The sequence below is a fragment of the Bradyrhizobium sp. SZCCHNR1015 genome (assembly GCF_032489875.1).
Taxonomy (GTDB): Bacteria; Pseudomonadota; Alphaproteobacteria; order Rhizobiales; family Xanthobacteraceae; genus Bradyrhizobium.
The window spans coordinates 209,124-233,862 of the sequence record NZ_JAUEYW010000016.1 but is presented as its reverse complement, the minus strand read 5'-3'; the positions used below and the strand labels follow the sequence as shown (position 1 = coordinate 233,862).

Annotated in this window: 29 protein-coding genes; 22 read left to right on the top strand and 7 right to left on the bottom strand. The window is 65.5% G+C overall.

Annotated features, from left to right (window positions below; all coding sequences use genetic code 11):
- Nucleotides 1–5 precede the first annotated feature (5 nt).
- Genes QX128_RS26740 through QX128_RS26725 form a run of 4 tightly spaced genes read left to right on the top strand, consistent with a single transcriptional unit; the run spans nucleotide 6 to nucleotide 3,412 of the window.
- Entirely contained in the window at nucleotides 6–809 is an 804-nt protein-coding gene (locus tag QX128_RS26740; RefSeq protein ID WP_316238978.1) for an ABC transporter ATP-binding protein, read from the top strand.
- On the top strand, nucleotides 806–1,672 hold the full coding sequence (locus tag QX128_RS26735; RefSeq protein WP_316238963.1) for an ABC transporter permease: 867 nt from the start codon (nucleotides 806–808) through the stop codon (nucleotides 1,670–1,672). The genes QX128_RS26740 and QX128_RS26735 overlap by 4 nt, the downstream gene beginning before the upstream one ends.
- A gap of 31 nt (nucleotides 1,673–1,703) precedes the next feature.
- Nucleotides 1,704–2,627, top strand: a complete 924-nt coding sequence (locus QX128_RS26730; protein ID WP_316238962.1) for an acetamidase/formamidase family protein — start codon at nucleotides 1,704–1,706, stop codon at nucleotides 2,625–2,627.
- Nucleotides 2,628–2,656: 29 nt separating this feature from the next.
- Complete coding sequence (locus QX128_RS26725) at nucleotides 2,657–3,412, top strand: SDR family oxidoreductase (protein ID WP_315803647.1); 756 nt, start codon at nucleotides 2,657–2,659, stop codon at nucleotides 3,410–3,412.
- Between the two features lie 76 nt (nucleotides 3,413–3,488).
- On the opposite strand, the gene QX128_RS26720 is transcribed toward QX128_RS26725, so the two are convergent.
- The 3 genes from QX128_RS26720 to QX128_RS26710 are packed head-to-tail and all read right to left on the bottom strand — an operon-like array spanning nucleotide 3,489 to nucleotide 6,049.
- Nucleotides 3,489–4,199 (bottom strand): DUF1045 domain-containing protein, encoded by a 711-nt coding sequence (locus QX128_RS26720; protein ID WP_316238961.1) that lies wholly within the window; start codon nucleotides 4,197–4,199, stop codon nucleotides 3,489–3,491.
- A gap of 6 nt (nucleotides 4,200–4,205) precedes the next feature.
- On the bottom strand, nucleotides 4,206–5,390 hold the full coding sequence (locus QX128_RS26715) for an alpha-D-ribose 1-methylphosphonate 5-triphosphate diphosphatase (RefSeq protein WP_316238960.1): 1,185 nt from the start codon (nucleotides 5,388–5,390) through the stop codon (nucleotides 4,206–4,208).
- The gene (locus QX128_RS26710) at nucleotides 5,387–6,049 is read right to left on the bottom strand and encodes a DapH/DapD/GlmU-related protein (protein ID WP_316238959.1); all 663 of its coding nucleotides are present in this window, start codon (nucleotides 6,047–6,049) and stop codon (nucleotides 5,387–5,389) included. The genes QX128_RS26715 and QX128_RS26710 overlap by 4 nt, the downstream gene beginning before the upstream one ends.
- Before the next feature lie 175 nt (nucleotides 6,050–6,224).
- On the opposite strand from QX128_RS26710, the gene phnC reads away from it, so the two are divergent.
- From phnC to QX128_RS26665, 9 genes are all read left to right on the top strand, one after another.
- Entirely contained in the window at nucleotides 6,225–7,034 is an 810-nt protein-coding gene (phnC, locus tag QX128_RS26705) for a phosphonate ABC transporter ATP-binding protein (RefSeq protein ID WP_316179986.1), read from the top strand.
- A 71-nt stretch (nucleotides 7,035–7,105) separates the two neighbouring features.
- Nucleotides 7,106–8,035, top strand: coding sequence for a phosphonate ABC transporter substrate-binding protein (gene phnD, locus QX128_RS26700; protein WP_315803642.1), 930 nt, complete (start codon nucleotides 7,106–7,108; stop codon nucleotides 8,033–8,035).
- 73 nt (nucleotides 8,036–8,108) lie between these two features.
- A complete protein-coding gene (gene phnE, locus QX128_RS26695; protein WP_316216980.1) occupies nucleotides 8,109–8,993 on the top strand; it encodes a phosphonate ABC transporter, permease protein PhnE in 885 nt (294 codons plus the stop codon).
- Entirely contained in the window at nucleotides 8,993–9,841 is an 849-nt protein-coding gene (phnE, locus tag QX128_RS26690; protein WP_315803797.1) for a phosphonate ABC transporter, permease protein PhnE, read from the top strand. Before phnE (QX128_RS26695) ends, phnE (QX128_RS26690) begins: the two co-directional genes overlap by 1 nt.
- Before the next feature lie 158 nt (nucleotides 9,842–9,999).
- Nucleotides 10,000–11,007, top strand: coding sequence for an ABC transporter substrate-binding protein (locus QX128_RS26685; protein WP_315803640.1), 1,008 nt, complete (start codon nucleotides 10,000–10,002; stop codon nucleotides 11,005–11,007).
- Between the two features lie 52 nt (nucleotides 11,008–11,059).
- Entirely contained in the window at nucleotides 11,060–11,875 is an 816-nt protein-coding gene (locus QX128_RS26680) for an ABC transporter permease (RefSeq protein ID WP_316238958.1), read from the top strand.
- Between the two features lie 4 nt (nucleotides 11,876–11,879).
- Nucleotides 11,880–12,665 (top strand): ABC transporter permease, encoded by a 786-nt coding sequence (locus QX128_RS26675; RefSeq protein WP_316238957.1) that lies wholly within the window; start codon nucleotides 11,880–11,882, stop codon nucleotides 12,663–12,665.
- Between the two features lie 5 nt (nucleotides 12,666–12,670).
- A complete protein-coding gene (locus QX128_RS26670) occupies nucleotides 12,671–13,723 on the top strand; it encodes an ABC transporter ATP-binding protein (RefSeq protein ID WP_315803637.1) in 1,053 nt (350 codons plus the stop codon).
- A gap of 7 nt (nucleotides 13,724–13,730) precedes the next feature.
- Nucleotides 13,731–14,570, top strand: coding sequence for a phosphodiesterase (locus tag QX128_RS26665; protein ID WP_315803636.1), 840 nt, complete (start codon nucleotides 13,731–13,733; stop codon nucleotides 14,568–14,570).
- A gap of 30 nt (nucleotides 14,571–14,600) precedes the next feature.
- Here QX128_RS26665 and phnF read toward each other — a convergent pair whose 3' ends face one another.
- Entirely contained in the window at nucleotides 14,601–15,326 is a 726-nt protein-coding gene (gene phnF / locus QX128_RS26660; RefSeq protein ID WP_316238956.1) for a phosphonate metabolism transcriptional regulator PhnF, read from the bottom strand.
- Between the two features lie 118 nt (nucleotides 15,327–15,444).
- Here phnF and phnG point away from each other — a divergent pair, with 118 nt between their 5' ends.
- Genes phnG through QX128_RS26615 form a run of 9 tightly spaced genes read left to right on the top strand, consistent with a single transcriptional unit; the run spans nucleotide 15,445 to nucleotide 22,402 of the window.
- Entirely contained in the window at nucleotides 15,445–15,900 is a 456-nt protein-coding gene (phnG, locus tag QX128_RS26655; protein ID WP_316217071.1) for a phosphonate C-P lyase system protein PhnG, read from the top strand.
- The gene (gene phnH / locus QX128_RS26650) at nucleotides 15,900–16,511 is read left to right on the top strand and encodes a phosphonate C-P lyase system protein PhnH (RefSeq protein WP_316238955.1); all 612 of its coding nucleotides are present in this window, start codon (nucleotides 15,900–15,902) and stop codon (nucleotides 16,509–16,511) included. Before phnG ends, phnH begins: the two co-directional genes overlap by 1 nt.
- A gap of 3 nt (nucleotides 16,512–16,514) precedes the next feature.
- Complete coding sequence (locus QX128_RS26645; RefSeq protein ID WP_316238954.1) at nucleotides 16,515–17,618, top strand: carbon-phosphorus lyase complex subunit PhnI; 1,104 nt, start codon at nucleotides 16,515–16,517, stop codon at nucleotides 17,616–17,618.
- Nucleotides 17,615–18,499 carry an alpha-D-ribose 1-methylphosphonate 5-phosphate C-P-lyase PhnJ gene (locus QX128_RS26640; protein WP_316238953.1) on the top strand — a complete coding sequence of 295 codons (885 nt, stop codon included), beginning with the start codon at nucleotides 17,615–17,617 and terminating at the stop codon, nucleotides 18,497–18,499. The genes QX128_RS26645 and QX128_RS26640 overlap by 4 nt, the downstream gene beginning before the upstream one ends.
- Nucleotides 18,492–19,286, top strand: a complete 795-nt coding sequence (gene phnK / locus QX128_RS26635; RefSeq protein WP_316238952.1) for a phosphonate C-P lyase system protein PhnK — start codon at nucleotides 18,492–18,494, stop codon at nucleotides 19,284–19,286. The genes QX128_RS26640 and phnK overlap by 8 nt, the downstream gene beginning before the upstream one ends.
- 17 nt (nucleotides 19,287–19,303) lie before the next feature.
- Nucleotides 19,304–20,002 (top strand): phosphonate C-P lyase system protein PhnL, encoded by a 699-nt coding sequence (gene phnL / locus QX128_RS26630; RefSeq protein ID WP_316238951.1) that lies wholly within the window; start codon nucleotides 19,304–19,306, stop codon nucleotides 20,000–20,002.
- Nucleotides 20,003–20,017: 15 nt separating this feature from the next.
- Entirely contained in the window at nucleotides 20,018–21,175 is a 1,158-nt protein-coding gene (locus tag QX128_RS26625) for an alpha-D-ribose 1-methylphosphonate 5-triphosphate diphosphatase (RefSeq protein WP_316238950.1), read from the top strand.
- Entirely contained in the window at nucleotides 21,172–21,813 is a 642-nt protein-coding gene (phnN, locus tag QX128_RS26620) for a phosphonate metabolism protein/1,5-bisphosphokinase (PRPP-forming) PhnN (protein ID WP_316238949.1), read from the top strand. The genes QX128_RS26625 and phnN overlap by 4 nt, the downstream gene beginning before the upstream one ends.
- On the top strand, nucleotides 21,791–22,402 hold the full coding sequence (locus tag QX128_RS26615) for a pyridoxamine 5'-phosphate oxidase family protein (RefSeq protein ID WP_316238948.1): 612 nt from the start codon (nucleotides 21,791–21,793) through the stop codon (nucleotides 22,400–22,402). The genes phnN and QX128_RS26615 overlap by 23 nt, the downstream gene beginning before the upstream one ends.
- A 44-nt stretch (nucleotides 22,403–22,446) precedes the next feature.
- On the opposite strand, the gene QX128_RS26610 is transcribed toward QX128_RS26615, so the two are convergent.
- The 3 genes from QX128_RS26610 to QX128_RS26600 form a co-directional block, all read right to left on the bottom strand.
- Nucleotides 22,447–22,668: a hypothetical protein gene (locus tag QX128_RS26610; protein ID WP_316180012.1), complete on the bottom strand. Its 222-nt coding sequence runs from the start codon at nucleotides 22,666–22,668 to the stop codon at nucleotides 22,447–22,449.
- Nucleotides 22,669–23,960: 1,292 nt separating this feature from the next.
- The gene (locus QX128_RS26605; RefSeq protein WP_316180013.1) at nucleotides 23,961–24,284 is read right to left on the bottom strand and encodes a multidrug efflux SMR transporter; all 324 of its coding nucleotides are present in this window, start codon (nucleotides 24,282–24,284) and stop codon (nucleotides 23,961–23,963) included.
- Between the two features lie 194 nt (nucleotides 24,285–24,478).
- Nucleotides 24,479–24,739, bottom strand: coding sequence for a hypothetical protein (locus tag QX128_RS26600; RefSeq protein WP_316238947.1), 261 nt, complete (start codon nucleotides 24,737–24,739; stop codon nucleotides 24,479–24,481).

Sequence of the window (24,739 nt, the reverse complement as noted above, 5' to 3'; positions counted from 1 at the left end):
GCATGATGCAGGCCGCGCCGGGCGCCATCGCAGCGCCTGCGCCGCCGCTCGTCGTCGAGCATGTTGCCAAGAGCTACGAGCTTGAGGGCGGCCGCGTGGTGCCGGTGATCGGCGATCTCAGCCTGACATTGCGAGAGGGGGAGATCGTCAGCATCGTCGGCCCGTCCGGTTGCGGGAAGACGACGCTCCTGAACACGCTGTGCGGATTGTTGGCGCCGGATGCCGGCCGCATCCGCTGGCACGGCCGCGAGGTCGCCGGCCAACCGCAGAATGTCGGCTACATGCTGCAGAAGGATCTGCTGCTGCCGTGGCGGACCGCGCTCAGCAACACCATGCTGGGACTCGAGATACATGGCGTTCCGGCCGCCGAAGCGGAGGACCGCTGCCGGGCCTTGCTCGACCAGCTCGGGCTGCACGGCTTTGCCGACCACTATCCCGCGACCCTGTCCGGTGGCATGCGCCAGCGGGTGGCGCTCGCGCGCACGCTGGTCAATGAGCCCGACGTGCTGCTGCTCGACGAGCCGTTCGCCGCGCTGGATTTCCAGAGCAAGCTCCTGATCGAGAACGACACGGTGGGCCTGGTCCGGCAGGGGCGCCGTTCGCTGCTGCTGATCACCCACGACATCGAGGAGGCGGTGTCACTCGCCGACCGGGTGATCGTGCTGTCGAAGCGGCCGACGCAGATCAAGGCGGTCTACGACATTGCGCTCGGCAGCGAGCGCCGCGACGTGATCTCGGTGCGGCAGACGCCAGGCTTCAGTGACTACGTCCGCAGCATCTGGGCCGATCTCGACGTGGTGCTGCAATGACCGCCGACATCGACGCGCCGCCGGTCCGCTCGGCACCGACACCGGTCTCCGAGGCACGGGCGGTTCGGGCGCCGACACGTGGGCGGCGATGGCTGCATCTGCGCACCACGCTTGCCGTGCTCGTCACCCAGCTTCTCGTCCTGGCGGCCTTCCTCGCCTTCTGGGAATATGCGACCGGGCAGAACAAGGCTGCCGCCTTCATGTTCGGCTCGCCGTCCGCCATCCTCAAGTTTCTCTCGCAGATGGCCTATGACGGCAGCCTGTGGCGCGACACCTCCGTCACCGGGCTGGAGACGCTGCTCGGCTTCTTCGTCGGCAACTGCATCGGCACATTGATCGGACTGTCGCTGTGGTATTCGCGCTTCGTCTCGCGCGTGGTCGAGCCGTTCGTGATTGCGCTCGGCTCGATTCCGATCATCGCGCTGGCGCCGATCATCATCATCTGGTTCGGCACCGGGCTGATCTCGAAGGTTGCGATGTCGACTTTGTCGGTCGTGATTGTCGCCCTGGTGACCTCGTACAAGGGTGCCACCGGCGTCGATCCCGACCAGATCAATCTGTTCCGCACTCTCGGCGCGTCCAAGTTCCAGATCTTCCGCAAGCTGGTGGTGCCGGCGTCGCTGACGGACATCTTCGCGGGGCTGAAGCTCACCGTCGGCTTTGCCCTGATCGGCGCGATCGTCGGCGAGTTCATGTCCTCCTCCGAAGGGCTGGGGCACGCCATCTTCAAGGCCGGGTCGCTCTATATCATTCCGAAGGTGTTCGCCGCGCTGGTTGCGACGATCGCGCTGGCGCTGGTTCTGACTTTTGCGGTCGGCAAGATCGAGCGGCTGCTGATGCCGTGGCGGCGGCAGCCGCGATGATGCGACGACGTTGGAGATAGCAGGAGTGATCATGTCAAAGCGCATCGGCAAGGCCGGCAACATCAAATACGCGCTCTCGGGCGACAATGAGTTCATCGCGACCGTCGATCCCGGTGAGATCTTCGTCGTCGAATGCGCGATCAACGTCAACGACGGCACCATCCGCGCGCTCGGCCAGCAACTGGTCGAGACCGACGTGACGCTGCCTTACGTCAATGGTGCGACTGGTCCGATCGAGGTGCGCGGCGCCAAGCCTGGCGACATGTTGCGGCTCGACATCATTGACATGGAGCTCGACCGGCTCGGCTTCACCGCGCTGTGGCCGGGCATCGGCATGTTTCCGGACTGGGTCCGGCGCAAGGAGTTCGGCATCCAGACCCGCGTCGTCGCGGTCGAGGACGGCCACGTGCTGTGGAACGAGCATGTGAAGCTTCCGGTCCGGCCGATGATCGGCGTTGCCGGGGTCGCGCCGGTGCATGGCGCGGTGCTGACGGTGGACAACGGGCCGCATGGTGGCAATCTCGACGTTCAGGAGATCACCTCCGGCAACTCGGTGTTCTTCCGCGTCAACAAGGACGGCGCGCATCTCTTCCTCGGCGATTGCCACGCCATCCAGGGCGACGGCGAAGCCAACGGCATGGGCGCGATCGAGATCGCCGCGAACCTCACCGTGAAGGTGTCGTTGGACAAGGCGCCGGCGCGGCTGAACCATCCGCGAATCGAGACGCCGACGCACATCTGCACGCTGGGCTGCGCGCGCCCGCTCGAGGACGCGATGCGGATCGCGTTCGAGGAGATGATCAACTGGCTGGAGGACGATTGGAGGATTCCGGCGCCGGAGGCCTACATGCTGCTCGGCCAGGTCGCCGAGGCGCGCTGCACCCAGGTCGTCAATCCGAAATACACCTACATCTGCAAGGTCAACAAGGCTCTGCTCGCCGGCTATCACGGTTGAAAACCGAAACTGATTGAAAGGAGACGATCATGGATCTGGGATTGGCCGGCCAGAGCGTGCTGGTGACTGGCGGCAGCAAGGGTATTGGCCTTGCGATCGCGGAATTGTTCGCCGAGGAAGGCGCCGGTGTCGCGATCTGTGCGCGCGACGGCGACGCAGTCGGCAAGGTCGTGACGACACTTGCGTCGAAAGGCGTGAAGGCGTGGGGGCAGGGCGTCGACGTCGCCGATCCCGTGGCGCTGAAGGGCTGGGTCGACGGCGCGGCAAGGGAGCTGGGCGGAATCGATTGCGTGGTCTGCAACGTCAGCGCGCTCGCCGTGGGCGACTCTCCGGAGACCTGGGAGAAGTCCTTTCGCACCGACATGATGCATACGGTCAACGCGATCGCGGCAGCAATTCCTTACCTGGAGCAGTCGAAGTCGGCCTCGATCGTCATCATCTCCAGCGTGTCGGGCTTTGAAGTCGATTTCGCCGCCGGATCCTATGGCGCGATCAAGGGTGCGCTGATCCATTACGCCAAGGGCCTCGCGCATCAACTGGTCGGCAAAGGCATTCGCGTCAACGCGGTGTCGCCGGGCAACACCTATTTCGAGGGCGGCATCTGGCAGAACATCGAGAATGGATCGCCTGACCTGTTCAAGACCGCAATGGGCTTGAATCCGACGGGGCGCATGGGAACAGCCCAGGAGGTGGCCTACGGCGTCGTGATGCTCGCAAGCCCGCTCGCAAGCCGCATTTCGGGAACCAATCTGATCATCGATGGCGCCCTGACGAAGGCGGTGTAGGTCCGACGAGATTGCCGGTCGCGCTGTTCGACCGGCAGGCGCGGCCGCACCATGCGGCCATGCCGAACTGACGTCCCTAGATGCGCTGGACGGCCGTGAGCGGCCAGTCTCCGATGATGCCGAACCGCTGGCGGGCGTTGGGCTGGCGGAACAACACGATCCGGTCGATCCGGAGCTCTGTCAGCGACAGCGCCGCAAATCTCTGCTGCAGCATCGTCAGGATCGGCCGGCGTCGTTCGTCGGACAGCCGGCAGGTCAGCGTCATGTGGAAGCGGAAATCCTCCATGACATAGGGATAGCCCCAGCGATCGAGATGATCGCGCTGTCGTGGTGTCAGCAGGTCCGGCTTGCGCCGTGCACGGTCCTCGGCGGTCATCGGCGCGCGAAACGGCTCGAACGTCCGGACACAATCGGCTGCGAGCTGTTGCAGCGCCGGCGAGGGCTCGCCAGGGATCATCGCGACGAAGCCGCTGATCGAGTCCACGATGGGACGAATGATCGGAATGGCGCGCGGCCTTGCCGCGAACTCCGCACAGGCGTCGCGGAGCGAGGCTTCGCTCTGCGCATCGGCCAGTTCGAACGGCGCCTTCAAAGTGGCGTGGAAGCCATATTTGCGCGGGTCCGCGCTCAGCTCGGCCCAATCGGGAACCGCGCGAACGACTTCTTCCGGAAAGCTCGGCTCGTCGCCGCTCCAGGCGTCGTAACCCAGCAGGCTCGCGCCGAATCCGGCCAAGCCCGTCGTCGCCGCCGGGGCGTAGTAGATCGCGTAGCGGGGCGCATCGACCATGATCTGCTACTCCGCCGCGATGGTGCGCACGGGCACTGCGTTCAGCCGATGGGTCTCGGCCAGATAGACCAGCCGGCCGGACGCGATGACGGCGACGACGCGGGGGCGCAACGGCACGCGGTCATAGACCAGAATGACGTCGGCGCGGCGGCCTTCGGCCAGCGTCCCGCGGTCCGCCAGTCCGGCCGCGCGTGCGGGGCCGCCCGAGATCAGATCCCAGGCGCGTGCCAGCGGCAGAACGCCGTCGGCCGCGAGCCGATACGCCGCCAGCAGCGGCGCTGGATAGTAGTAGTCGGAGGCCAGCACCGAGCAGAGGCCCTTGGCGATCATGTCGCTGGCTCGCGTCCACCCGGTATGGCTGCCGCCCCGAACGACGTTGGGCGCGCCGAAGACGATCGCGTCTCCGCCCTGGGCGGCCTCGCGCGCAGTCTCCTCGTTGACCGGAAATTCCGCGATGGTCACGCCCTGGCTGCGAAACGCCTTGCGCTTGGCCGGGCTGTCGTCGTCGTGCGACAGCATGCGGACGCCAGCCTTGCGTGCGATGTCGGCCAGCCGCGCGATCGAGGCTGGAACGGCATCCGCGCGAGAGGCGATGCGCGCGACCAGCCGGTCGAACTCCGCGCCGGGCAGGCCGGTGCGGTCGACCATGCGCTGGCGCTTGTGCGGCGTGTCCAGGCTCGCGACCGTCGAGTCCATGTGATCGTTGAAGGCGAACAGGTCGACGCGCCGATCGGCGAGCCACTGGCCGATTTCCTCCTCGTCGTCGAGATTGAAGGTCTCGTGGCGCAGATGAAAGCGCGTGTCGGCCGCGAGCTGCGGGCGCAGCGCTTCGATCGATTCGAGCAGCCGCCGCGCATTGTCGGCGCTGCGCAGGCCCGGCTCCCATGACCAGGTCGTTGCGTGGAAGACCGTGGTGATGCCATTGCTGACGGCCTGGCGGTCGCTGTCGATCAGCGCGACGTCGGTCGGGAAATCGACCCCGGCGCGCGGCATCATCTGGCGCTCGAACGCATCACCGTGGATGTCGACGATGCCGGGGAGCACGGTGAGCCCCTCCGCATCGAGTTCGAGACCTGACCGGCATCCCGGTGTCCCGATGCCGGCGATGACGTCGCCGGATATGATCAAGGAGGTGTCCACGAGGTCGGTGTCGACGAGGCAGCGGCCCCGCGAGATTGAGATATCGGTCATGGGGCGGCACTCTGCCGTACCGGGACGCGGGCGTCGAGAGCGGCCTCGTATTTATCCAGGAACGCGGTGATCTCGAGCTTGCGGAAATCGGGCAGCGCCGCGCGCAGCGCCTCGTGCTTCCAATCCCACCACGCCAGATCCAGCAGCCGCTGCTCGACCTCGTGCGGAAACCGGCGCTTGATCGGGCGCGCCGGATTGCCGGCGACGATGGTATAGGCCGGAACGTCCTTGGTGACGATGGCGCCAGCCGCCACGACCGCGCCGGTGCCGATGTTGCGGCCCGGCAGCACGATCGCGCCATGGCCGATCCAGACGTCGTGTCCGATCCGGACATGATGCTCTCGCCGCCAGGCGAAGAACTCGGCATCGTCGGGCTCGCCTGGAAAATAGGCGCTGGCGCGATAGGTGAAATGGGCCTGCGTCGCCCGCTGCATCGGGTGGTTGCCCGGGTTGATCCGGGTCATCGCCGCGATCGAGCAGAACTTGCCGACCGTCGTGTAGGTGATCTGGGAATCGTTGACCACGTAGGAGTAGTCGCCCATCGTCACCTCCTGCAGGATGGTGCGGGCGCCTATCTCGCAATAGGCGCCGAGCGTCACGTCCTGGAGCTTGGCCGAAGGGTCAACGGTAGGTTCAATCGAAAGCAGCTTGCCGGCCATCTCGCATCCTGTCTCTACGCCTGTGAAGGTGTTGGGTCTCCCCTATGACAGAGGCGTGACATCTGCATGACTGCCGACCGGCATGTGGACGGATGTGGCGCCGCAGTGTTGCTGTCACATAACTGTAGAATCGAGACGTTAGCGATAGGCCAAAGCGAGGCGTCTGGAGAATTCAATGCTGGTGGTGGATGGCCTGACGTGCCGTTTTGGCATGAAAGCCGCGGTCGACAATGCGTCCTTCTCTGTTGCACCCGGCAGCTTCGTCGGCGTGATCGGGCGTTCCGGCGCGGGCAAGTCGACCCTGCTGCGGTCCATCAATCGCCTGAGTCCTGTGAGCGGCGGCCGCATTCTCTTCAAGGATCTCGATGTGACGGCGCTGCGCGGCCGCGACCTGCGGCAGTGGCGCGCGCGCTCGGCGATGATCTTCCAGCAGTTCAATCTGGTCGGCCGATTGGACGTGCTCACGAACGTCCTGATGGGGCGACTCGCCGAAATCCCGTCGTGGCGCTCTCTGGCGCAGCTCTGGCCGGCGGCGGATGTTGCCATGGCGCTGTCCGCGCTCGAGCAGTTCGACATGGCCTCCCTCGCCGCGCAGCGCGCCGATCAGCTTTCGGGCGGGCAGCAGCAGCGCGTCGCGATCGCGCGCGCGCTGGTCCAGAATCCGGAAATCATCTTGGCCGATGAGCCGATCGCCTCGCTCGATCCGCGCAACACCAAGATCGTCATGGACGCGCTGCTGCGCATCAACAAGCATTTCGGCATCACCGTGATCTGCAATCTGCACTCGCTCGATCTGGCGCGCAGCTATTGCGACCGATTGATCGGAATGGCGAATGGTCGGGTCGTGTTCGACGATCTGCCGGCGGCGCTCACCGGCCAGATCGCGCGCGAGCTGTACGATCTGGAGGCCGACGAGGTGATGCCGCCGGCAATGCCCAAAGCTCCCGAATCCGTTCCGGCTGTCGGCAAAGTTGCCGTCGCCTGATTGCCTGCGTGCTGCGGGCGCATCTGTCGTGTCAATCCTGACATCGTCCCCTGAAACTTGAAGGACGTTCCATGATCAATCGTCGTCTCATTCTGGCCGGTTTGGCCGCTCTGTCGTTCGCTTCGTCCGCCTCGGCCGAGGACTGGCGAACCAAATATCCGGAGATCACCTTTGCCGCGATCCCGGCCGAAAACGGCTCGGGTGTCGTCGAGCGTTACACGCCGTTCGTGAACTATCTTTCCAAGGAGCTCGGCGTCAAGGTGACGCTGCGCGTCGCCAATGACTACGCCGCGGTCATCGAGGGCCAGCGCGCCGGCAACATTCACATCGGCTATTACGGTCCGGCCTCCTTCGCCCGCGCGCGCGTGACGGGCGTCAAGACGGACGCTTTCGTGATCGACGTCAACTCGGACGGGTCGAAGGGCTATTATTCCGTGTTCTACGTGCTCGCCAAGAGCCCGTACCAAAAGCTCGAGGATCTGAAGGGCAAGAATCTCGGCCTGGTGGACCCGAACTCGACCTCTGGCAACAACATGCCGCGCTTCAAGATGAGCCAGATGGGCATCGACCCCGACACCTATTTCTCCCAGGTCATCTTTACGGGCAGCCACGAGAACGCCGTGCTGGCCCTGGCGCAGGGAACCGTCGACGTCGCCGCAAACTGGTGGAACAACGGAGATGACTCCAACCTGACCCGCATGCTCACCAAGAACATGGTGAAGTCGGCCGACGGCACGCCGCTGAAGAAGGAAGATTTCCGCATCATCGGCAAGTCGGACATGATCATCAACTCGCCGTACGCCTATCTCAGCGACCTGCCCACCGACATGAAGGCCGCAATCAAGCAGGCCTTCCTCGACGCGGCGAAGAAGGATCCGGAAGCCTTCGCCAAGCTGTCCGACGGCAAGAACAAGCCGTGGGAGGCGATCTCGACGGAGGACTACAACAAGACTGTCGAGCTGATCAAATTCGTTGACTCTCTCCGCAAGAAGGGCTCGTAAGCGTTGCACCGGGCCGGCGGGGGACCGCGTCATCGAAGCCCCGCCGGCCTATTTGCGCTTTGCACCGACAAACATGTCGTCAGCCGTCGCCATCCTGCCTGAACAGCAGCTCGAACCTTTGCAGCGCGCCTACCGCAAAGCGGTGGCGCGCAAGCGTCTGCGTGCCGTCGTCGTGCTGGTTGCGTCCGGCCTCGTGCTGTTCGTTTCAGCCATCGGTTCGGAGGTCAATCTCCGAACGCTCGTCACCTATCTCGGCAACTTCCTCAGCTATTTCGACCGGCTCTTCACGCTCGACGACGGACACCGCGTGTGGACCAACCTGCCGGAATGGCTCTGGGGCCTGCGCAAATGGACGCGGCTTCTCGGTGAGACGATCCTGATCAGCTATGTCGGAACCATGCTCGGCGCCGTCCTGGCGTTTGCATTGAATTTCCTCGCGGCCGAGAACACCTCTCCTGCATCCTGGCTGCGCTTCGCGGTCCGGCGCCTGCTCGAGTTTGCCCGCACGGTGCCGGGCATCGTGTTCGCTCTGATTTTTGTCATGGCCTTCGGATTGGGGCCAATGGCCGGCGTATTCGCCATCGCGATCCACTCCTGCGGTGCGCTCGGCAAGCTGTTTTCGGAGGTCGTCGAAAACGTCGACATGAAGCCGGTCGAGGGAGTCCGCGCGACCGGTGCCGGCTGGCTGTCCTGCATGCGCTTTGCCGTCCTGCCACAGGTCGTCGCAGGCTACACGAGCTACACGTTGCTGCGGTTCGAGATCAACGTCCGCGAGGCGTCGGTGATGGGCTTCGTCGGTGCGGGTGGCATCGGCCAGGAGCTCGTCGTCGCGATCCGCAAGTTCTACTATTCCGACGTCAGCGCGATCCTCGTTCTGATCATCTTGACGGTGTTTGTCATCGACATTGGCACGGGGCTGCTGCGCAGCCGTCTCTTCGGCAGCGAAGGCCGGGCATGATGCGAAAGCTGGACGAGATCGATACCGCCGCGCTGCGATCGCGATACCCAGGCGTGTTCGAGCGGCCAGCGTCCGCCCGTCTGGCGACGCCGCTGGTGGCGGTTGCCGCGATGGGGATCTTCGTGTTCGGCCTCGTCGAGCTCGGCTTCTCGCCGACGAGGCTGTTGACGGGCATCAGTCAACTCGGTTGGATCACCCTGATGATGCTGCCGCCGGATCCCGGCGCGTCGCTTCCGACCTATCTGAAATCGATGGGAGAGACGCTGTCGATTGCCATGCTCGGCACGATGCTCGCGGCCGTGCTCGCGCTGCCCGTCAGCCTGCTCGCGGCGCGCAATATCGTCCCGTCCGCAATCTTCCGCTTTCCGGTACGGCGGCTGTTCGACAGCATCCGCGGCGTCGATACGCTGATCTGGGCGCTGGTCTGGATCAACGTCGTTGGACTCGGTCCATTCGCCGGTGTGCTCGCGATTGCCGTGTCCGACTTCGGCGCGTTGGGCAAGCTGTTCTCGGAGGCGATCGAGGGGGCCGACCGGCGCCAGGTCGAGGGCGTTCGTGCAGCCGGCGGCAGCGCGCTGCATGAGATCCGCTTCGGCCTCCTGCCGCAGGTTCTTCCCGTGATTGCCGGCCAGGTGCTCTACTTCATCGAATCCAACACGCGCTCGGCGACGATCATCGGCATCGTCGGCGCCGGCGGGATCGGGCTGCAACTCGCCGAGCAGATCCGCGTGCTGGAATGGCAGAAGGTGTCGTTCCTGATCCTGATGATCCTTGTGGCGGTGGCTGCGATCGACTGGATCTCGGGCAAGCTGCGGTTTGCGATCATCGGCCGCCGCGCCATCGCTTGAAGGGCGTGGCATCCGAAGGTTGCGATCGTTTGCCTACGAACGATCAGGGTGCGGCGTCCGCTGTGTGTGCTGCACCCGGTGTCGCAAATCCTTCATGTGCCGCCTTTAGGGGAAGCTCCGGAACTGGCCGTGATGCCAGGAATACGGAGTCTATCTTCATGAAGCTCACCCGCCTCGTTCTCGCGCTGCTCGCGCTGTGCGTCGCCGCATCGTGGCAGCCGGCCAAGGCTGCGGACGTCATCTGCTACAACTGCCCGCCGGAATGGGCCGACTGGGCCTCGATGCTCAAGGCGATCAAGACCGATCTCGGCTACGACATTCCGCACGACAACAAGAACTCCGGCCAGGCGCTGGCGCAGATCCTTGCCGAGAAGAGCAACCCAGTCGGCGACATCGGCTATTTCGGAGTCACCTTCGGAATGAAGGCGAAGACGCAGGACGCGCTCGAGGCCTACAAGCCGGCGAACTGGGATCAGGTCCCCGCCGGCTTGAAGGATGCGGATGGCTACTGGACCACGATCCACTCCGGTACGCTCGGCCTGTTCGTGAACAAGGATGCGCTTGGCGGCAAGCCGGTCCCGGCCTGCTGGAAGGATCTGCTCAAGCCGGACTACAAGGGCATGGTCGGCTATCTCGACCCGAGCTCGGCTGCCGTCGGCTATGTCGGCGCCGTCGCCGTCAATCTCGCGCTCGGCGGTTCGCAAGCGAATTTCGAACCTGCCGTCACGTTCTTCAAGGACCTGCGCAAGAACGATCCGATCGTGCCAAAGCAGACGTCCTACGCGCGTGTCGTCTCGGGCGAGATCCCGATCCTGTTCGACTACGATTTCAACGCCTACCGCGCGAAATATACCGAGAAGGGCAATTTCGAGTTCGTGATTCCCTGCGAAGGCTCGGTGGTCTTCCCCTACGTCGTCGGCCTGGTGAAGAACGCACCCGACAAGGACAAGGCGAAGAAGGTGATCGACTATCTGCTCTCCGACAAGGGCCAGGCGATCTGGACCAATGCCTATCTGCGCCCGGCGCGCCCGATCGAGCTGCCGGACGCGGTGAAGAACAAGTTCCTGCCGGACAGCGACTACGCCCGCGCCAAGAGCGTGAACTGGGGCGATATGGAAGCCGCGCAAAAGGGCTTCGTCGATCGCTATCTGTCCGAAGTCCGCTGAAGGAGCACCGCGCCTCCGCCGGAGAGGATCCGGCGGAGGCGCACTTGATCACATGTCGCACAGTTCATTCGTCCGGCTCTGCCTGCTGCCATTGGCAGCCGTCACCGCGGCCTTCTTCCTGCTTCCGATGGCGAGGCTGCTCGTCACCGGCGCCGAGGGACCGCACGGTCTGGCCGAATATCTCGCGATCATCATCGAGCCGCGCTACCGCACGACACTTCTCAACACGCTGGCGCTGGCGGCGGCCACCACGATCGCGACCCTGGTCATCGCGACGATCGCCGGCCTGTTCCTGCAGCGTCACCGGTTTCCGGGCCGCGCGCTCCTGGTCGCGATCCTGACGTTTCCGCTCGCGTTCCCGGGCGTCGTGGTGGGCTTCATGATCATCCTTCTGGCTGGCCGCCAGGGGCTGATCGGCGAGATCTCGTCCCGGCTCACCGGCGACAGGCTCGTATTCGCCTATTCGATCTACGGGCTGTTCCTCGGCTATCTCTATTTCTCGATTCCGCGGGTGATCCTCACGATCATGGCTGCCGCGCAGAAATTGGATCCGGGGCTGGAGGAGGCCGCGCGCTCGCTCGGCGCCGGCCCCTGGGCCGTGCTGCGCGACGTGATCCTGCCGGCCCTGACGCCGGCGCTGATCGCGTCCGGCGCGATCGCATTCGCGACGGCGATGGGCGCGTTCGGAACGGCATTCACCTTGGCCACGAACATCGACGTGTTGCCGATGCTGATCTACACGGAGTTCACGCTGGCCGGAAACCTTGCCACCTCGGCGGCGCTCTCGGTCGGGCTTGGCCTGATGACCTGGCTGATGCTGGCACTGGCGCGCTCCTTCGCCGGCAGCTCCGTGGCAGCGGCAGGGTAGGCACGTGCGCGACAGAGCCATCTTCATCCTTCAACTGCTGTTCACATTGCTGGTCGCTGCCTTCCTGGCCGTGCCGGCCGGCCTTTCGATCGTGGCGGGCGTGACCGTCAACTACTTCCGCGGCATTCAGTCCGGCGTGACCTTGCAGTGGGTGGCCCAGGTCTGGGAGCTCTACGCGGGCACGATCATGGCGTCGATCCTGATCGCGGTGGGCACGCTGGCGGTCACGCTCGTGGTCGGTGTTCCCGCGGCCTACGCGCTGTACGTTCGCGGCGGACGGCTGGCGCGGCTGGTCGAGGAGATCATCACCTTGCCGCTCGCGATTCCCGGGCTCGCCATCGCGCTGGCGCTGTTGCTCACCTATGGCGGGGCCGGAAGCTTCCGTCGCTCATGGCTGTTCATCCTCGTCGGCCATGTGATCTTCACGATGCCGTTCATGGTGCGGTCCGTCATGGCGGTGTTCTCGACGATCGACGTGACATCGCTCGACGAAGGCGCCGCATCGGTCGGAGCCGCGCCATGGCGCCGCTTCATCGACGTCATCGTTCCCAACGCCGCGCCCGGCATCCTGGCGGGTAGCCTCATGGTGGTGACGCTATCTCTTGGAGAGTTCAACCTGACCTGGATGTTGCATACGCCGTTGACCAAGACACTGCCGGTCGGTCTCGCCGACAGCTATGCGTCGATGCGTCTCGAGGTCGCGTCCGCCTACACGCTGATCTTCTTCGTCATGATCATCCCGCTGCTGGTGGCCATGCAATGGGTCGGCGAGAGAGGAAGCCTGCGGTGAGCACGATGACCCGGCATGGAGCCGCCCTCAAGGTGGAGAATTGCGGCAAGACCTTTGCCGACGGGACGTGCGCACTCGCGCCGGCCACGCTCGACATCGCACAGAGCGAGACGCTGGTGCTGCTGGGGCCGTCCGGTTGCGGCAAGACCACGCTGCTGCGGATCGTGGCCGGGCTCGAAACGCCCGATGCGGGGGGGCGCGTGCTGTTCGACGGCAAGGATCTGACGCGACAGCCGATCGAGAAGCGCAATGTCGGCATGGTGTTCCAGTCCTACGCGCTGTTCCCCAACATGACGGTTGCGGACAATATCGGCTACGGGCTCAAGATCCGCCGCGTGGCCAAGCCGGAGCGCGCCGCGCGCGTCGCCGAGCTGGTCGCGCTGACCAATCTGGGCGGTCTTGAAGACCGGCGCATCGATCAGCTCTCGGGCGGTCAGCGTCAGCGCGTCGCGCTGGCGCGCGCAGTCGCCATCCGCCCGAGCGTGCTGCTGCTCGACGAGCCGCTCACCGCACTCGATGCCGCCTTGCGGGAGCGCCTGCGCGGCGAGCTCAACGGCCTGTTGCGCACGCTCGGCATCACGGCGATCTACGTCACGCATGATCAGGCTGAAGCCATGGAGCTCGGCGACCGCATCGTCGTGATGCGCAAGGGCGCGATCGCCCAGATCGGGACGCCGCAAGAGGTCTATTTTGCGCCGGCCGATCGTTTCGTCGCGGAGTTCGTCGGCGCGGCCAACATCATCGAGGCGCCGCTCGACGGCGGCCAGCTCGTTCTGCCGGGAGGCCGGCAGCCGATCGCCGATCCCGGTCCGCGCAGCCAAGCGGTGGCGATGGTTCGGCCGGAAACGATCGCGATCGTCGACCCCGCGGCATCGAGCCTGAGCGGCGTCGTCGACAGCGTCCGCTTTGCCGGCGACCGGCAGCGGATCATCGTCCGCGATGCCGCCTCGATCGCACTGACCGTGGACGCGCCGAATACGATCAGGGTCGCTGCGGGCGAGCGGATCGGCCTGCGGATTGCGCCCGAGTCCATTCGTCTGCTGCCGGAGAAGGGTTGATCAGCCGATGACCAAGAGCCCCGTCACCATTGCCCAGATCTCCGACCTGCACATCAAGGCGCCCGGCCGGCTCGCCTACCGCCGCGTCGATACGGCGCGTGCGCTGGCCCGTTGCATCATGGAGCTCAACCGGTTCGCGCCGAAGCTCGATCTGGTGGTGATCTCGGGCGATCTCGCCGATACGCCGTCGCCGGCCGAGTACGATCATCTGAAAGATCTTCTTGCCGGCCTCGAGATTCCATTCGCCGCCGTACCAGGCAATCACGATTCCCGCGAACTGATGCGCGCGGCGTTTCCCGGCGCTGCTCATGAGCAGTCGGCGCCACTGAACCAGCATGTGGAACTGGCCGGTCTCGATCTGCTTCTGCTCGATTCCAGCGTGCCCGGCCATCCGCATGGCGAATTGGACGAGGCGAGTCTACAATGGCTCGATGCCAGGCTGTCCACCTCCAGCGAAAGGCCGGCCCTGCTGTTCCTGCACCACCCGCCATTCACCACCGGCATCTGGCACATGGACCGGCAGAACCTGCGCAATGCCGACGATCTCGCGGCGATCCTCGCGCGCCATCCGCGGGTGCAACTGATCGGATGCGGTCACGTTCATCGCGCGACGCTGACCCGGTTTGCAGGCATTCCCTGCACGATCTGTCCAGCGCCGAACCATGCCGTCGCGCTCGATCTGGCCGAGCTGCGCCCGCCATCCTTCCGGGTCGAGCCGCCGGCCTTTCACCTTCATGCCTGGTTTCCAGGACCGGGATTCGGAACGGTCGTCACCCATCAGGTGCCGATCGGCGATTTCGACGGGCCGCATCCGTTCTTCAATCAGGACGGCTCGCTCATCGACTGAGCGCGCACGGGGGAGTAGCGGACGTCTGGTCTAGCTCTCCACCTCGAACGTCACGCGCTCCGCGGCGAAACGCGAGCGCTTGCTGACGAGCGGCGTCCCGTCGGCATCGACATCGGTGCTGTCGACCACCAGCACCGGACGGCCCAGCGCGAGGTCGAGCCGCGCGGCGTCGCTCGCGTCGGCGATTGCCGCCGTGATCCTGGTCGCGCCGCGGCGATAGTCGCGAATGCCGTAATGGGCGAGCAAGGCGGTCATCGAGCGCACCGACGCGAAGATGTGGCCGGCCTCGGGGAAACGCTCGGCCGACAGCCAGGATGTGCTCGCGCAGATCGGCGTCTTGTCGGCGAGACGCAGCGCCTCGATCCGCACCAATGGTGCGCCCGTCTTCAATCGCAGCTCGCGCGCGAGCTCGCGCGTCGCGGGCTCTTCGGACGCTGCGATCAGCTGTCCACGCGGCTCGCGCCCGCCGGCCCCCACGATCTCGGAGAACCTGGTGCGCGATCTCAGAGGATATGACAGACGAGGCGCTTCGACATAGGTGCCGCTGCCGCGCTCGGCGCGCACGAGGCCGCGCTCCGCCAAGGTCGCGAGCGCGCGACGCACCGTATGACGGTTGACGCGATAGGTTTCGGCGATTTCGGTCTCGCCGGGCAGGCGCGTTCCGGCCGCGAAGCGGCCGTCGGCGATGTCGCGCTCGATGCCGTCGGCCACCCGCCGCCACAGCGCCACGCCCGAATCGGCGCCTTGCATGCTCATCCACGGCTCTCCGCTGTCTGGCCTGAAATCACGCCCATGTCATCAAACAGTCATGGCGCTTCGCTACGAAGTTGTCTATTAACATAGACAACTTCGAGACGGCAAGATCGGGATGACGATGGACGGCGAGACCACGATTCAGGACCGGCGCAGGGCGGCGATGCGGGTATTGGCGCATGCCTCGCATGCGGACATCCGCGCCAGGCTGAATGACCTCGCGGTGCCTGAGTATCGCGATCTTCGTCCGGCGGAGAATGGCCTGGTGATGCTGCGGGGACGGATCGGCGGCGACGGTGCGCCGTTCAATGTCGGCGAGGCGACGGTGTCGCGCGCCGCGGTGCGGCTCGAGAGCGGCGAGGTCGGGTTCGGCTATGTGCTGGGACGCGACGCCGGCAAGGCGCGCCTGATCGCGCTGTGTGACGCGATGATCCAGTCATCAAGCCATGTGCGATCGATCGAGACGCAGGTGGTCGCACCGCTGCAGGCGCAGATGCGTGCATCGCGGGCCCACCGCGCGGAGCAGGCTGCGGCCACGCGTGTCGATTTCTATACGATGGTGCGAGGAGAAGGCTGATGGGTGCCGCCGCTTCCGATCTGCAGCCCGGCTTCGCCGACAATGTGCTGTCCGCGCAATCCACCTTCCGTATCGTCATGGAGGCCATGGCGCGTCCGGGAAGTCTGCGACAGGTCGAGGGCAATGTAGGCCGGCCGTCGTCGTTGATGCCAGGTGCCGCCGCGATCGCGTTGACCCTGTTCGATCACGATACGCCGATCTGGCTTGATGCGCCGCTCGCCGGCACGTCCGAGGTCGGCGCCTGGCTCAAGTTTCATACGGGGGCGCCGATCGTCGCCGACGCGGCGCTCGCCTGCTTTGCGGTCGCGGCGGACCCGGAAACGCTTCCCGATCTGACTTCATTCGCGCTCGGCAGTGCCGAATATCCCGATCGCTCGACGACGCTGGTCCTGCAGGTGCCGAGCTTGTCCAGAGGTCCGGCGTTCGAGCTGCGTGGTCCGGGCATCGACCGGACGACATCGTTCCGTGCGACGGTCGCGCCGACTGACCTGTTCGAGCGGCTGTCGATCAATGAGAGGCTGTTTCCGCGTGGTGTCGACGTCGTGCTGGTCGATGGCTCGTCCATCGTCGCCATCCCGCGAACGACCCGGCTCGTTTCCGCAGGAGAGTGAGGCATGTATGTTGCCGTCAAGGGTGGCGAGCGCGCCATCGAGAACGCGCACCGGCTGCTGGCGCATGAGCGCCGGGGTGATCGCGATGTGCCGGAGCTGTCGCTGGCGCAGGTCTCCGAGCAGTTGGGGCTCGCCGTCGATCGCGTGATGAGCGAAGGCTCGCTGTACGATCGCGAGCTCGCGGCGCTGGCGATCAAGCAGGCGCGCGGTGATCTGATCGAGGCGATCTTTCTGGTGCGCGCCTTTCGCGCAACGCTGCCGCGCTTCGGCGCGAGCGAGCCGGTCGATACCGGCGCAATGCGGGTGCAGCGGCGTGTCTCGTCGACCTTCAAGGACATTCCCGGCGGCCAGGTGCTCGGGCCGACCTTCGACTATACGCATCGGCTGCTCGATCCGCAGTTGGCGGCCGGCGTCGAGCCGGAGCTGCCGGCCCGCGCCGAGGCGCCGAATGCGCCGACGCCGCGCGTCACCGACATTCTCGGACAGGACGGGCTGATCGAGCCGTCGCCGCAAGCCGAGGTTGGCGCGCCGGTCGGCGATCTCACCCGTGATCCCCTGAGCTTTCCCGCCGACCGCGATCTGCGGCTGCAGAACCTGGCCCGTGGCGATGAGGGCTTTCTGCTCGCGCTCGGCTACTCGACCCAGCGCGGCTATGGCCGCAACCATCCCTTTGCCGGCGAGATCCGCTTCGGCGAAGTCGAGGTCGAGTTCTTGGCCGAGGAGGTCGGCTTCGCGGTGCCGCTCGGATCGGTCGAGCTGACCGAATGTCAGATGGTGAACCAGTTCAAGGGCTCGGCGACCGAGCCGCCGTGCTTCACCCGCGGTTATGGCCTCGCCTTCGGGCAGAGCGAGCGCAAGACGATGTCGATGGCCCTGGTCGACCGTGCCCTGCGCGCGCGCGAGCTCGGCGAAGACATGGTTGCACCGGCGCAGGACGAGGAGTTCGTGATGTCGCACTCCGACAATGTGCAGGCGACCGGGTTCGTCGAGCATCTGAAGCTGCCGCATTATGTCGACTTCCAGTCCGAGCTCGGCCTGCTGCGCAAGCTGCGCCAGGAGTTCGCCGAGGCCGATGCCGCTCCCGAATTGAAGGAAGCTGCGGAATGAACGCACCGACCTACAACTTCGCCTATCTCGACGAGCAGACCAAGCGGATGATCCGCCGCGCCATCCTGAAGGCGATCGCGATTCCCGGCTATCAGGTGCCGTTCGCGAGCCGCGAGATGCCGATGCCCTATGGCTGGGGCACCGGCGGCGTGCAGGTCACTGCGGCCATTCTCGGTCCCGACGACGTACTCAAGGTCATCGACCAGGGCTCGGACGATACAACCAATGCGATCTCGATCCGCAAATTCTTCGCCAAGACCGCGGGTGTCGCCACCACGACCTCGACGGAAGCGGCGAGCGTCATCCAGACCCGGCATCGCATTCCCGAGGCGCCGCTTCACGAGGGGCAGGTGCTGGTCTATCAGGTGCCGATCCCGGAGCCGCTGCGCTTTCTCGAGCCGCGCGAGACCGAGACCCGCCGCATGCATGCGCTGGCCGAGTATGGCCTGATGCACGTCAAGCTCTATGAGGACATCGCGCGCTTCGGTCACATCGCGACCTCCTACGCCTATCCGGTCAAGGTCAATGCGCGCTACGTGATGGATCCGTCGCCGACGCCGAAGTTCGACAATCCCAAGATGGACAATTGCCCGGCGCTGCAATTGTTCGGCGCGGGACGCGAGAAGCGAATCTATGCCATTCCGCCGTATACGTCGGTCGTCTCGCTGGATTTCGAGGACCATCCGTTCACGCGTTACAAGTTCGACGCGCCCTGCGCGCTGTGCGGCGCGGAGGAGTCCTATCTGGACGAGATCGTGACCGACGACAAGGGCAGCCGCATGTTCGTTTGCTCCGACACCGACTATTGCGAGGGCCGCCAGGCATCCGGACATCGTGGCGCGCAGAGCGTCCCCCCGCACAAGGAGAGCGCCCATGGCTGAGATGATCAGCGCATCCGATCAGCCGCTGCTCGTCGCGGAAGGGCTTGCGAAGAGCTACGGCCGGCTGGCAGCCTGCCGCGATGTCTCCTTCGTGCTCTATCCCGGCGAGGTGCTCGCCATCGTCGGCGAGTCCGGCTCGGGCAAATCGACACTCTTGCAGATGCTGTCGGCGCAAATGGCGCCGACGTTGGGCCGCGTGTCCTACCGCATGCGCGACGGCGTGCTGCGCGATCTTGCCGGGCTTGGCGAGGCGGAGCGCCGCTTTCTGTTCCGAACCGATTGGGGCTATGTCCATCAGGACCCGGCGCAGGGCCTGCGCATGGCGGTCTCCGCCGGCGCCAACGTCGGTGAGCGGCTGATGGCGGTCGGCTGGAACAACTATGGTCGGATCAGGCAGACCGCCTCGTCCTGGCTCGAGCGCGTGGAAATCGATGTCGCCCGCATCGACGATGCGCCGCGGACCTATTCCGGCGGCATGCGGCAGCGGCTGCAGATCGCGCGCAATCTGGTGACCGAGCCCCGGCTCGTGTTCATGGATGAGCCGACCGGAGGGCTCGATGTCTCGGTGCAGGCGCGTCTGCTCGACCTGATGCGCAGCCTCGTCAATGAGCTCGGCCTCGCCGCCATCGTCGTGACCCACGATCTGGCCGTGGCGCGGTTGCTGTCTCATCGTGTGATGGTCATGAAGGAGGGGCGGGTGATCGAGACCGGCCTCACCGACCAGGTGCTCGACGATCCGCGCGAGCCGTACACACAGCTCCTCGTGTCCTCGATCCTGCCGCCATGATGCAAGAGCCCAATGCGATGACCGTGATGATCGATGTCGAGAATGCAGAGAAGACCTTCACCATGCATCTGCAGGGCGGCATCTCGCTGCCCGTGGTGCGCGGCGTGTCGTTCCAGGTCAAGGCCGGCGAATGCGTCGTGTTGTCGGGACCGTCGGGCGCTGGCAAGTCGTCGATCCTGAAGATGATCTTCGGCAATTACCGCTGCGATGGCGGACGCATCGGCGTCCGGCACGTGGGCGCGATGACCGATCTCGCCGGCGCCGAGCCGCGCCTGGTCCTGAATGCGAGGCGGCAGACCATCGGCTATGTCAGCCAATTCCTGCGCGCGCTGCCGCGGGTCCCTGCACTCGATGTCGTCGCCGAGCCGCTGCTCGCGGCCGGCGTGCCGCGCGAAGACGCCCGGGGGCGGGCAGGCGCGCTGCTGCGGCGGTTGAACATTCCCGAGCGGCTGTGGTCGCTGCCGCCATCGACCTTCTCGGGCGGCGAGCAGCAGCGGGTCAATATCGCCCGCGGCTTCATCTCCGACCTTCCGGTGCTGCTGCTGGACGAGCCGACCGCGTCGCTCGACGCGGCCAACCGTGCGGTCGTGGTCGACCTGATCGCGGCAAAGAAGAAGGATGGAGTGGCCATGCTCGCGATCGTCCATGATGACGAGATCCGCGCGCAGATTGCGGATCGCACGGTCGACGTCACGACATTCGCCGCGGCGGCATAGAGGTAGACATTGCAGATGAGCGCGAACATGTCCGATATCGTGATAGGCAATGCCAGGCTGGTCCTCGCCGACCGCGTCGTCGAGCAGGGCTGGGTGGCGATCGCCGGAGGCCGGATCGCGGAATTGGGCGAAGGGGCCGCGCCGGCCGGCAGCCTGGATGCCGGCGGCGACCTGCTGATGCCCGGACTGGTCGAACTGCATACCGATCACCTCGAAGCGCATTTCGTGCCGCGCCCGAAGGTCTATTGGGACCCCGTCGCTGCGGTCATTTCCTATGACGGGCAGCTTGCGACCGCGGGCATCACGACGGTGCTGGATTCGCTGCGCGTGTGGAGCGAGGAAGGCGCCGAGGGCGTCGACGGTCAAGCCAATGTGCTCGCGGAGGCGATCGCGACGGCGCGCGACGGCGGCCTGCTGCGGTCCGATCACTTCCTGCATCTGCGCTGCGAAGTGCCGATGCCGACCGTGGTCGAGGAGGCGCGGCAACTGGCGGGGCGTCCGGATGTGCGGCTGATGTCGCTGATGGATCATACGCCCGGGCAGCGCCAGTTTCGCGACGAAGGCAAGCTGCGCGACTACTATCGCGGCAAGAGCGGCGGCAAGACCGATGCCGAGCTCGACGTGATGTTCGCGCGCCGCTTCGCCTATCAGCAGGCCTACGCGGCGCCGAACATGCGCGACATCATTGCGCTGGCAAAGACCCATGACGTGCCGCTGGCCAGCCACGATGACACGACGGAGGAGAACGTCGCCGACGCAATCAAGGACGGCATCGCGGTCGCGGAGTTTCCGACCACGATGGAGGCCGCGCGGGGCCTTCACCAGGCGGGCATCAGCATCCTGATGGGCGCGCCGAACGTCGTGCGCGGCGGGTCTCACTCCGGCAATATCGCAGCCGTGGACCTCGCGCGCGAGGGCCTGCTCGACATTCTGTCGTCGGACTATGTGCCGTCGAGTCTGCTGATGGGCGCGTTGCAATTGCCGCAGCGGGTGCCGTCCATCGAGCTTGCCGCCGCCGTCCGCACCGTCACCAAGGCGCCTGCGGACGCCGTCGGCCTGCATGATCGCGGCGAGATCGCCGTGGGCAAGCGTGCGGACCTGATCCGCGTTCATGTCGCGGGCCAGTTGTCGGTCGTGCGCAGCGTCTGGCGGGAAGGATTGCGGGTGGCATGAGCGGAATCGAGCCTGCCTCAGCGACGACATCCGAGAAGCTTGGTCCGGGACGCCTGATCCTGGTGGTCGGGCCGAGCGGCGCGGGCAAGGACACCTTGCTCAACGTGGCGCGTCGCGAATGCGCCGGCGATGACCGGGTCGTCTTTCCGCGGCGGATCGTCACGCGCGAAGCCTCGGCCTTCGAGGACAATCTCGAGATGAGCGTGTCCGCCTTTCGTCAGGCGCTCAGTGCTGGAGAGTTCGCGCTGCATTGGGAGGCCCATGGTCATGACTACGGCGTGCCGCGCGCGATCAAGGATGACATCCTGGCCGGCTGCACCGTCGTCGTGAACGTCTCGCGAACGATCATTCCCGCCGCGCGCCGGGATTATGCCAACGTCATCGTCGTCGCCATCACCGCGCCCGCCGATGTTCTCGCCGCACGGCTCGGCAAGCGGCACCGTCCGAGTGACGGCGACATCGGCGAGCGTCTCCACCGCGCGGTGACCGAAGACGCCGTAGCGGATGTCACGATCGTCAATGTCGGAGACCCCGAGCCGCACGGTCACCGGCTTGCGGACATCATCAAGCGGCCGATTGACGCAGAACCGATCGGATCAAACGGAGGCAGCGGCCATGTCGATCGTCACCACGATTGAACAGCTCGAGGCGATCTATGGCGAGACGGGGCTGGCCTCGACGGCGAAGGTGGCCGATCGCGTGACGCCGCACTACCGGATCATGATCGAGCAGTCGCCGTTCGTGGCGCTCGCGACATGTGGTCCCGAAGGTCTCGATTGCTCGCCGCGCGGCGATCTCCCCGGATTCATCCGCATCCACGACGACAAGACGCTGATGATGCCGGACCGCCGCGGCAACAATCGCGTGGATTCGTTGCGCAACATCGTGCGCGACCCGCGGATCGCTCTGCTGTTCCTGATTCCGGGATCAGGCAACACGCTGCGTGTGAACGGGCACGGTCAGCTGTCGACGGCCCCCGATCTGTTGGAGTCGTTCCGGATGGAAGGCAAGCTGCCGCGCTCCGTCCTCATCATGACGGTGGAAGAGATCTACTTCCAATGTGCCCGCGCGATCGTTCGTGCCGATCTCTGGAACCCGGATAGACGTGTCGATCCGCAGCAACTGCCGACGCCGGGGCAGATTCTCGCGGCGATGACGGCCAACGACATCGACGGCGCGGCGTACGATCGCGAGTGGCCCGAGCGTGCGCGGAAATCCATGTGGTGAGTTCGGCGCGCAGCGCTTCGAAGGGCGGGCCGCGCTCCGAAACATCAGGCTGCGACATCGAGCAGGCGTGAGGATCCCCTGACGAGCACCTTGCGGCCGGCCATCGTGAGTGTCGCCGCGCCATTGTCCATAGAGACGAGTCCAAATGCAGTGAGCTCGTCGACAATCATGCCGTTCAGCCTGCGGCGTTCACGCGCGGGAATGCGAAGCGCCTTCAGCGTCTCCCATTGGTCCGGCGTGAGCTCGTGTTCGAATTCCGCGTTCATGCTGCCTCGAATGTTGGCGTCCCGCACCCGTCTTAGAAAGTCCGCGTGACGAAGATGCGACCTTCATGCATCCGTACTGATACGGTCCACGTCATTACGCTCGAACCCGTCCGCGATTAATTCAAATTTGAATGATCGCAAATGTGGTGCTGCATTGCAGCTCGCCGTGTTGGTAGCGGTGAACGATCGTCCGTCGTTAACAAATAATTAAGGCACGTGGGCAGCGCACAATGGTAACGCCGCTGTCACATCGGTGTGTCACACGGCGCCATCGTCCTGCTCGAATCGGCCGACGCGGGCTTGAAGCGAAAACACGTTGAATGGCTGACCTGATCGACGTTCCGCCGCTGCCGTCGAACCGCAGAATCTGGTGGCGCAGCCTGGGCGGACTGGCCTTGAGCCTGTCGATCGCGGCTGTGGCCGTGTACGTCCTCACACGCGCCGTCAAGAAGCTCGACTTTGCCCATGTCCTGTCGATCGTCGAGGCCACCGACCGTCATCTGATCGCGGCGGCGCTGGCATTCGTCCTCCTCTCCTACGCCAGCCTCACGCTCTACGACCTGTTCGCATTGCGGACGATCGGCCGCCGCGACATTCCCTATCGCGCGGCCGCGCTTGGCAGCTTCACGAGCTATCCGATCGCGCACGGCATCGGCGCGGTCGCGTTGATCTCGCCGCTGGTTCGATACCGGATCTACACGCCGTACCGGCTCGGGGCGATCGACATCGCCAATATCAGCTTCCTGACCGGGCTGACCTTCTGGCTCGGCAATCTCACCGCCCTCGGCCTGAGCTTGATGATCGATCCGGACGCCTTCGGCTGGGTGGAGTATTGGCCGCCGGCACTCAACCGGGTCGTTGCGGCCGCGCTGCTCTGCGCCGTCACCGCCTTCGTGGTGTGGAGCTGGCCGGGGCGGCGAAGCAGACGATGGCCGGTGCGGCTGCCGTCCGGGCCCGCCGTGCTGCTGCAGATCGCGGTCGGGCTGTTCGAGCTCAGCACCGCGGCGCTGGCAATGTATGTGCTCATGCCGGCCGAGCTCGGCATCGACCTCGCGCGGCTGATGGCGGTCTTCATCGCCGCGACCTTGCTTGGATTCGCCAGCCATGCCCCGGCCGGCATCGGTTTGTTCGATGCAACGATCCTGCTGGGTCTGGGCGGCGTTGATCAGGAGCGGCTGCTCGCGGCGCTGCTGATCTTCCGTGCGCTCTATCACCTGGTGCCGTTCGTGATCGCCCTCATCGTATTCGGCAGCGTCGAGCTGTCACGATCCTGCCGGAGGCCGTCGACGGTGTCAGACCGGCGAGTTCAGCTTCAGCCCGATCATGCCGGTGATGATCAGCGTGAGGCAGAACAGCCGCGTCGGATCCGCCGGCTCGCTGTAGAGGACCATGCCGGCGAGGATGCTCCCGGCCGCGCCGATCCCGGTCCATACCGCATAGGCGGTGCCAAACGGCAGTGAGCGCAGCGCAAGCGACATCATCGCGAAGCTGAGCAGGATCGCGGTCACGGTCGCGACGCTGGGCCAGAAGCGTGTCAAGCCGTCGGAATGCTTCAGGCCGAGCGCCCAGATGATCTCGAGCATTCCAGCCGCAAACAGAGCAAGCCAGCCGTTCATGACGGCCGTGCGTTCAGGCGCGCGACAACGCCCGCGGCTCCGAAGCCTGCTTCGCGAAGCCGCGGATCGCTTGCACCGATCAGTCCGGCCATCTGGTCGTCTCCGCGCCGGTCGAACCTGATCTCCATCTGCATGGTTTGCGCGACGCGCTGATGACATTGCGGGCGCCCATGCAGCCATCGGCGCGCGGCTTTCTATCTCTCCTCCATCATCGTGAACACGAAGCCCGTCATCGTCGCGCCGACGGCAAATGACAGCGTCAACACACCGACGAAGATCACGAACGTCACGTGCGGATCGACACTGTGGGCGATCAGGGTCGCGATGCCGAACGCATCCAGTTGGGTCAGCCCGAAGGCGAAGCCGAGCCCCATGGCGACGCCCATCAAGGTGTGGCAGGCCAGCTCGATCAGGAGGGCCGGATTGACTACTGCGCTGCGTCGCTTGGGCGGCAT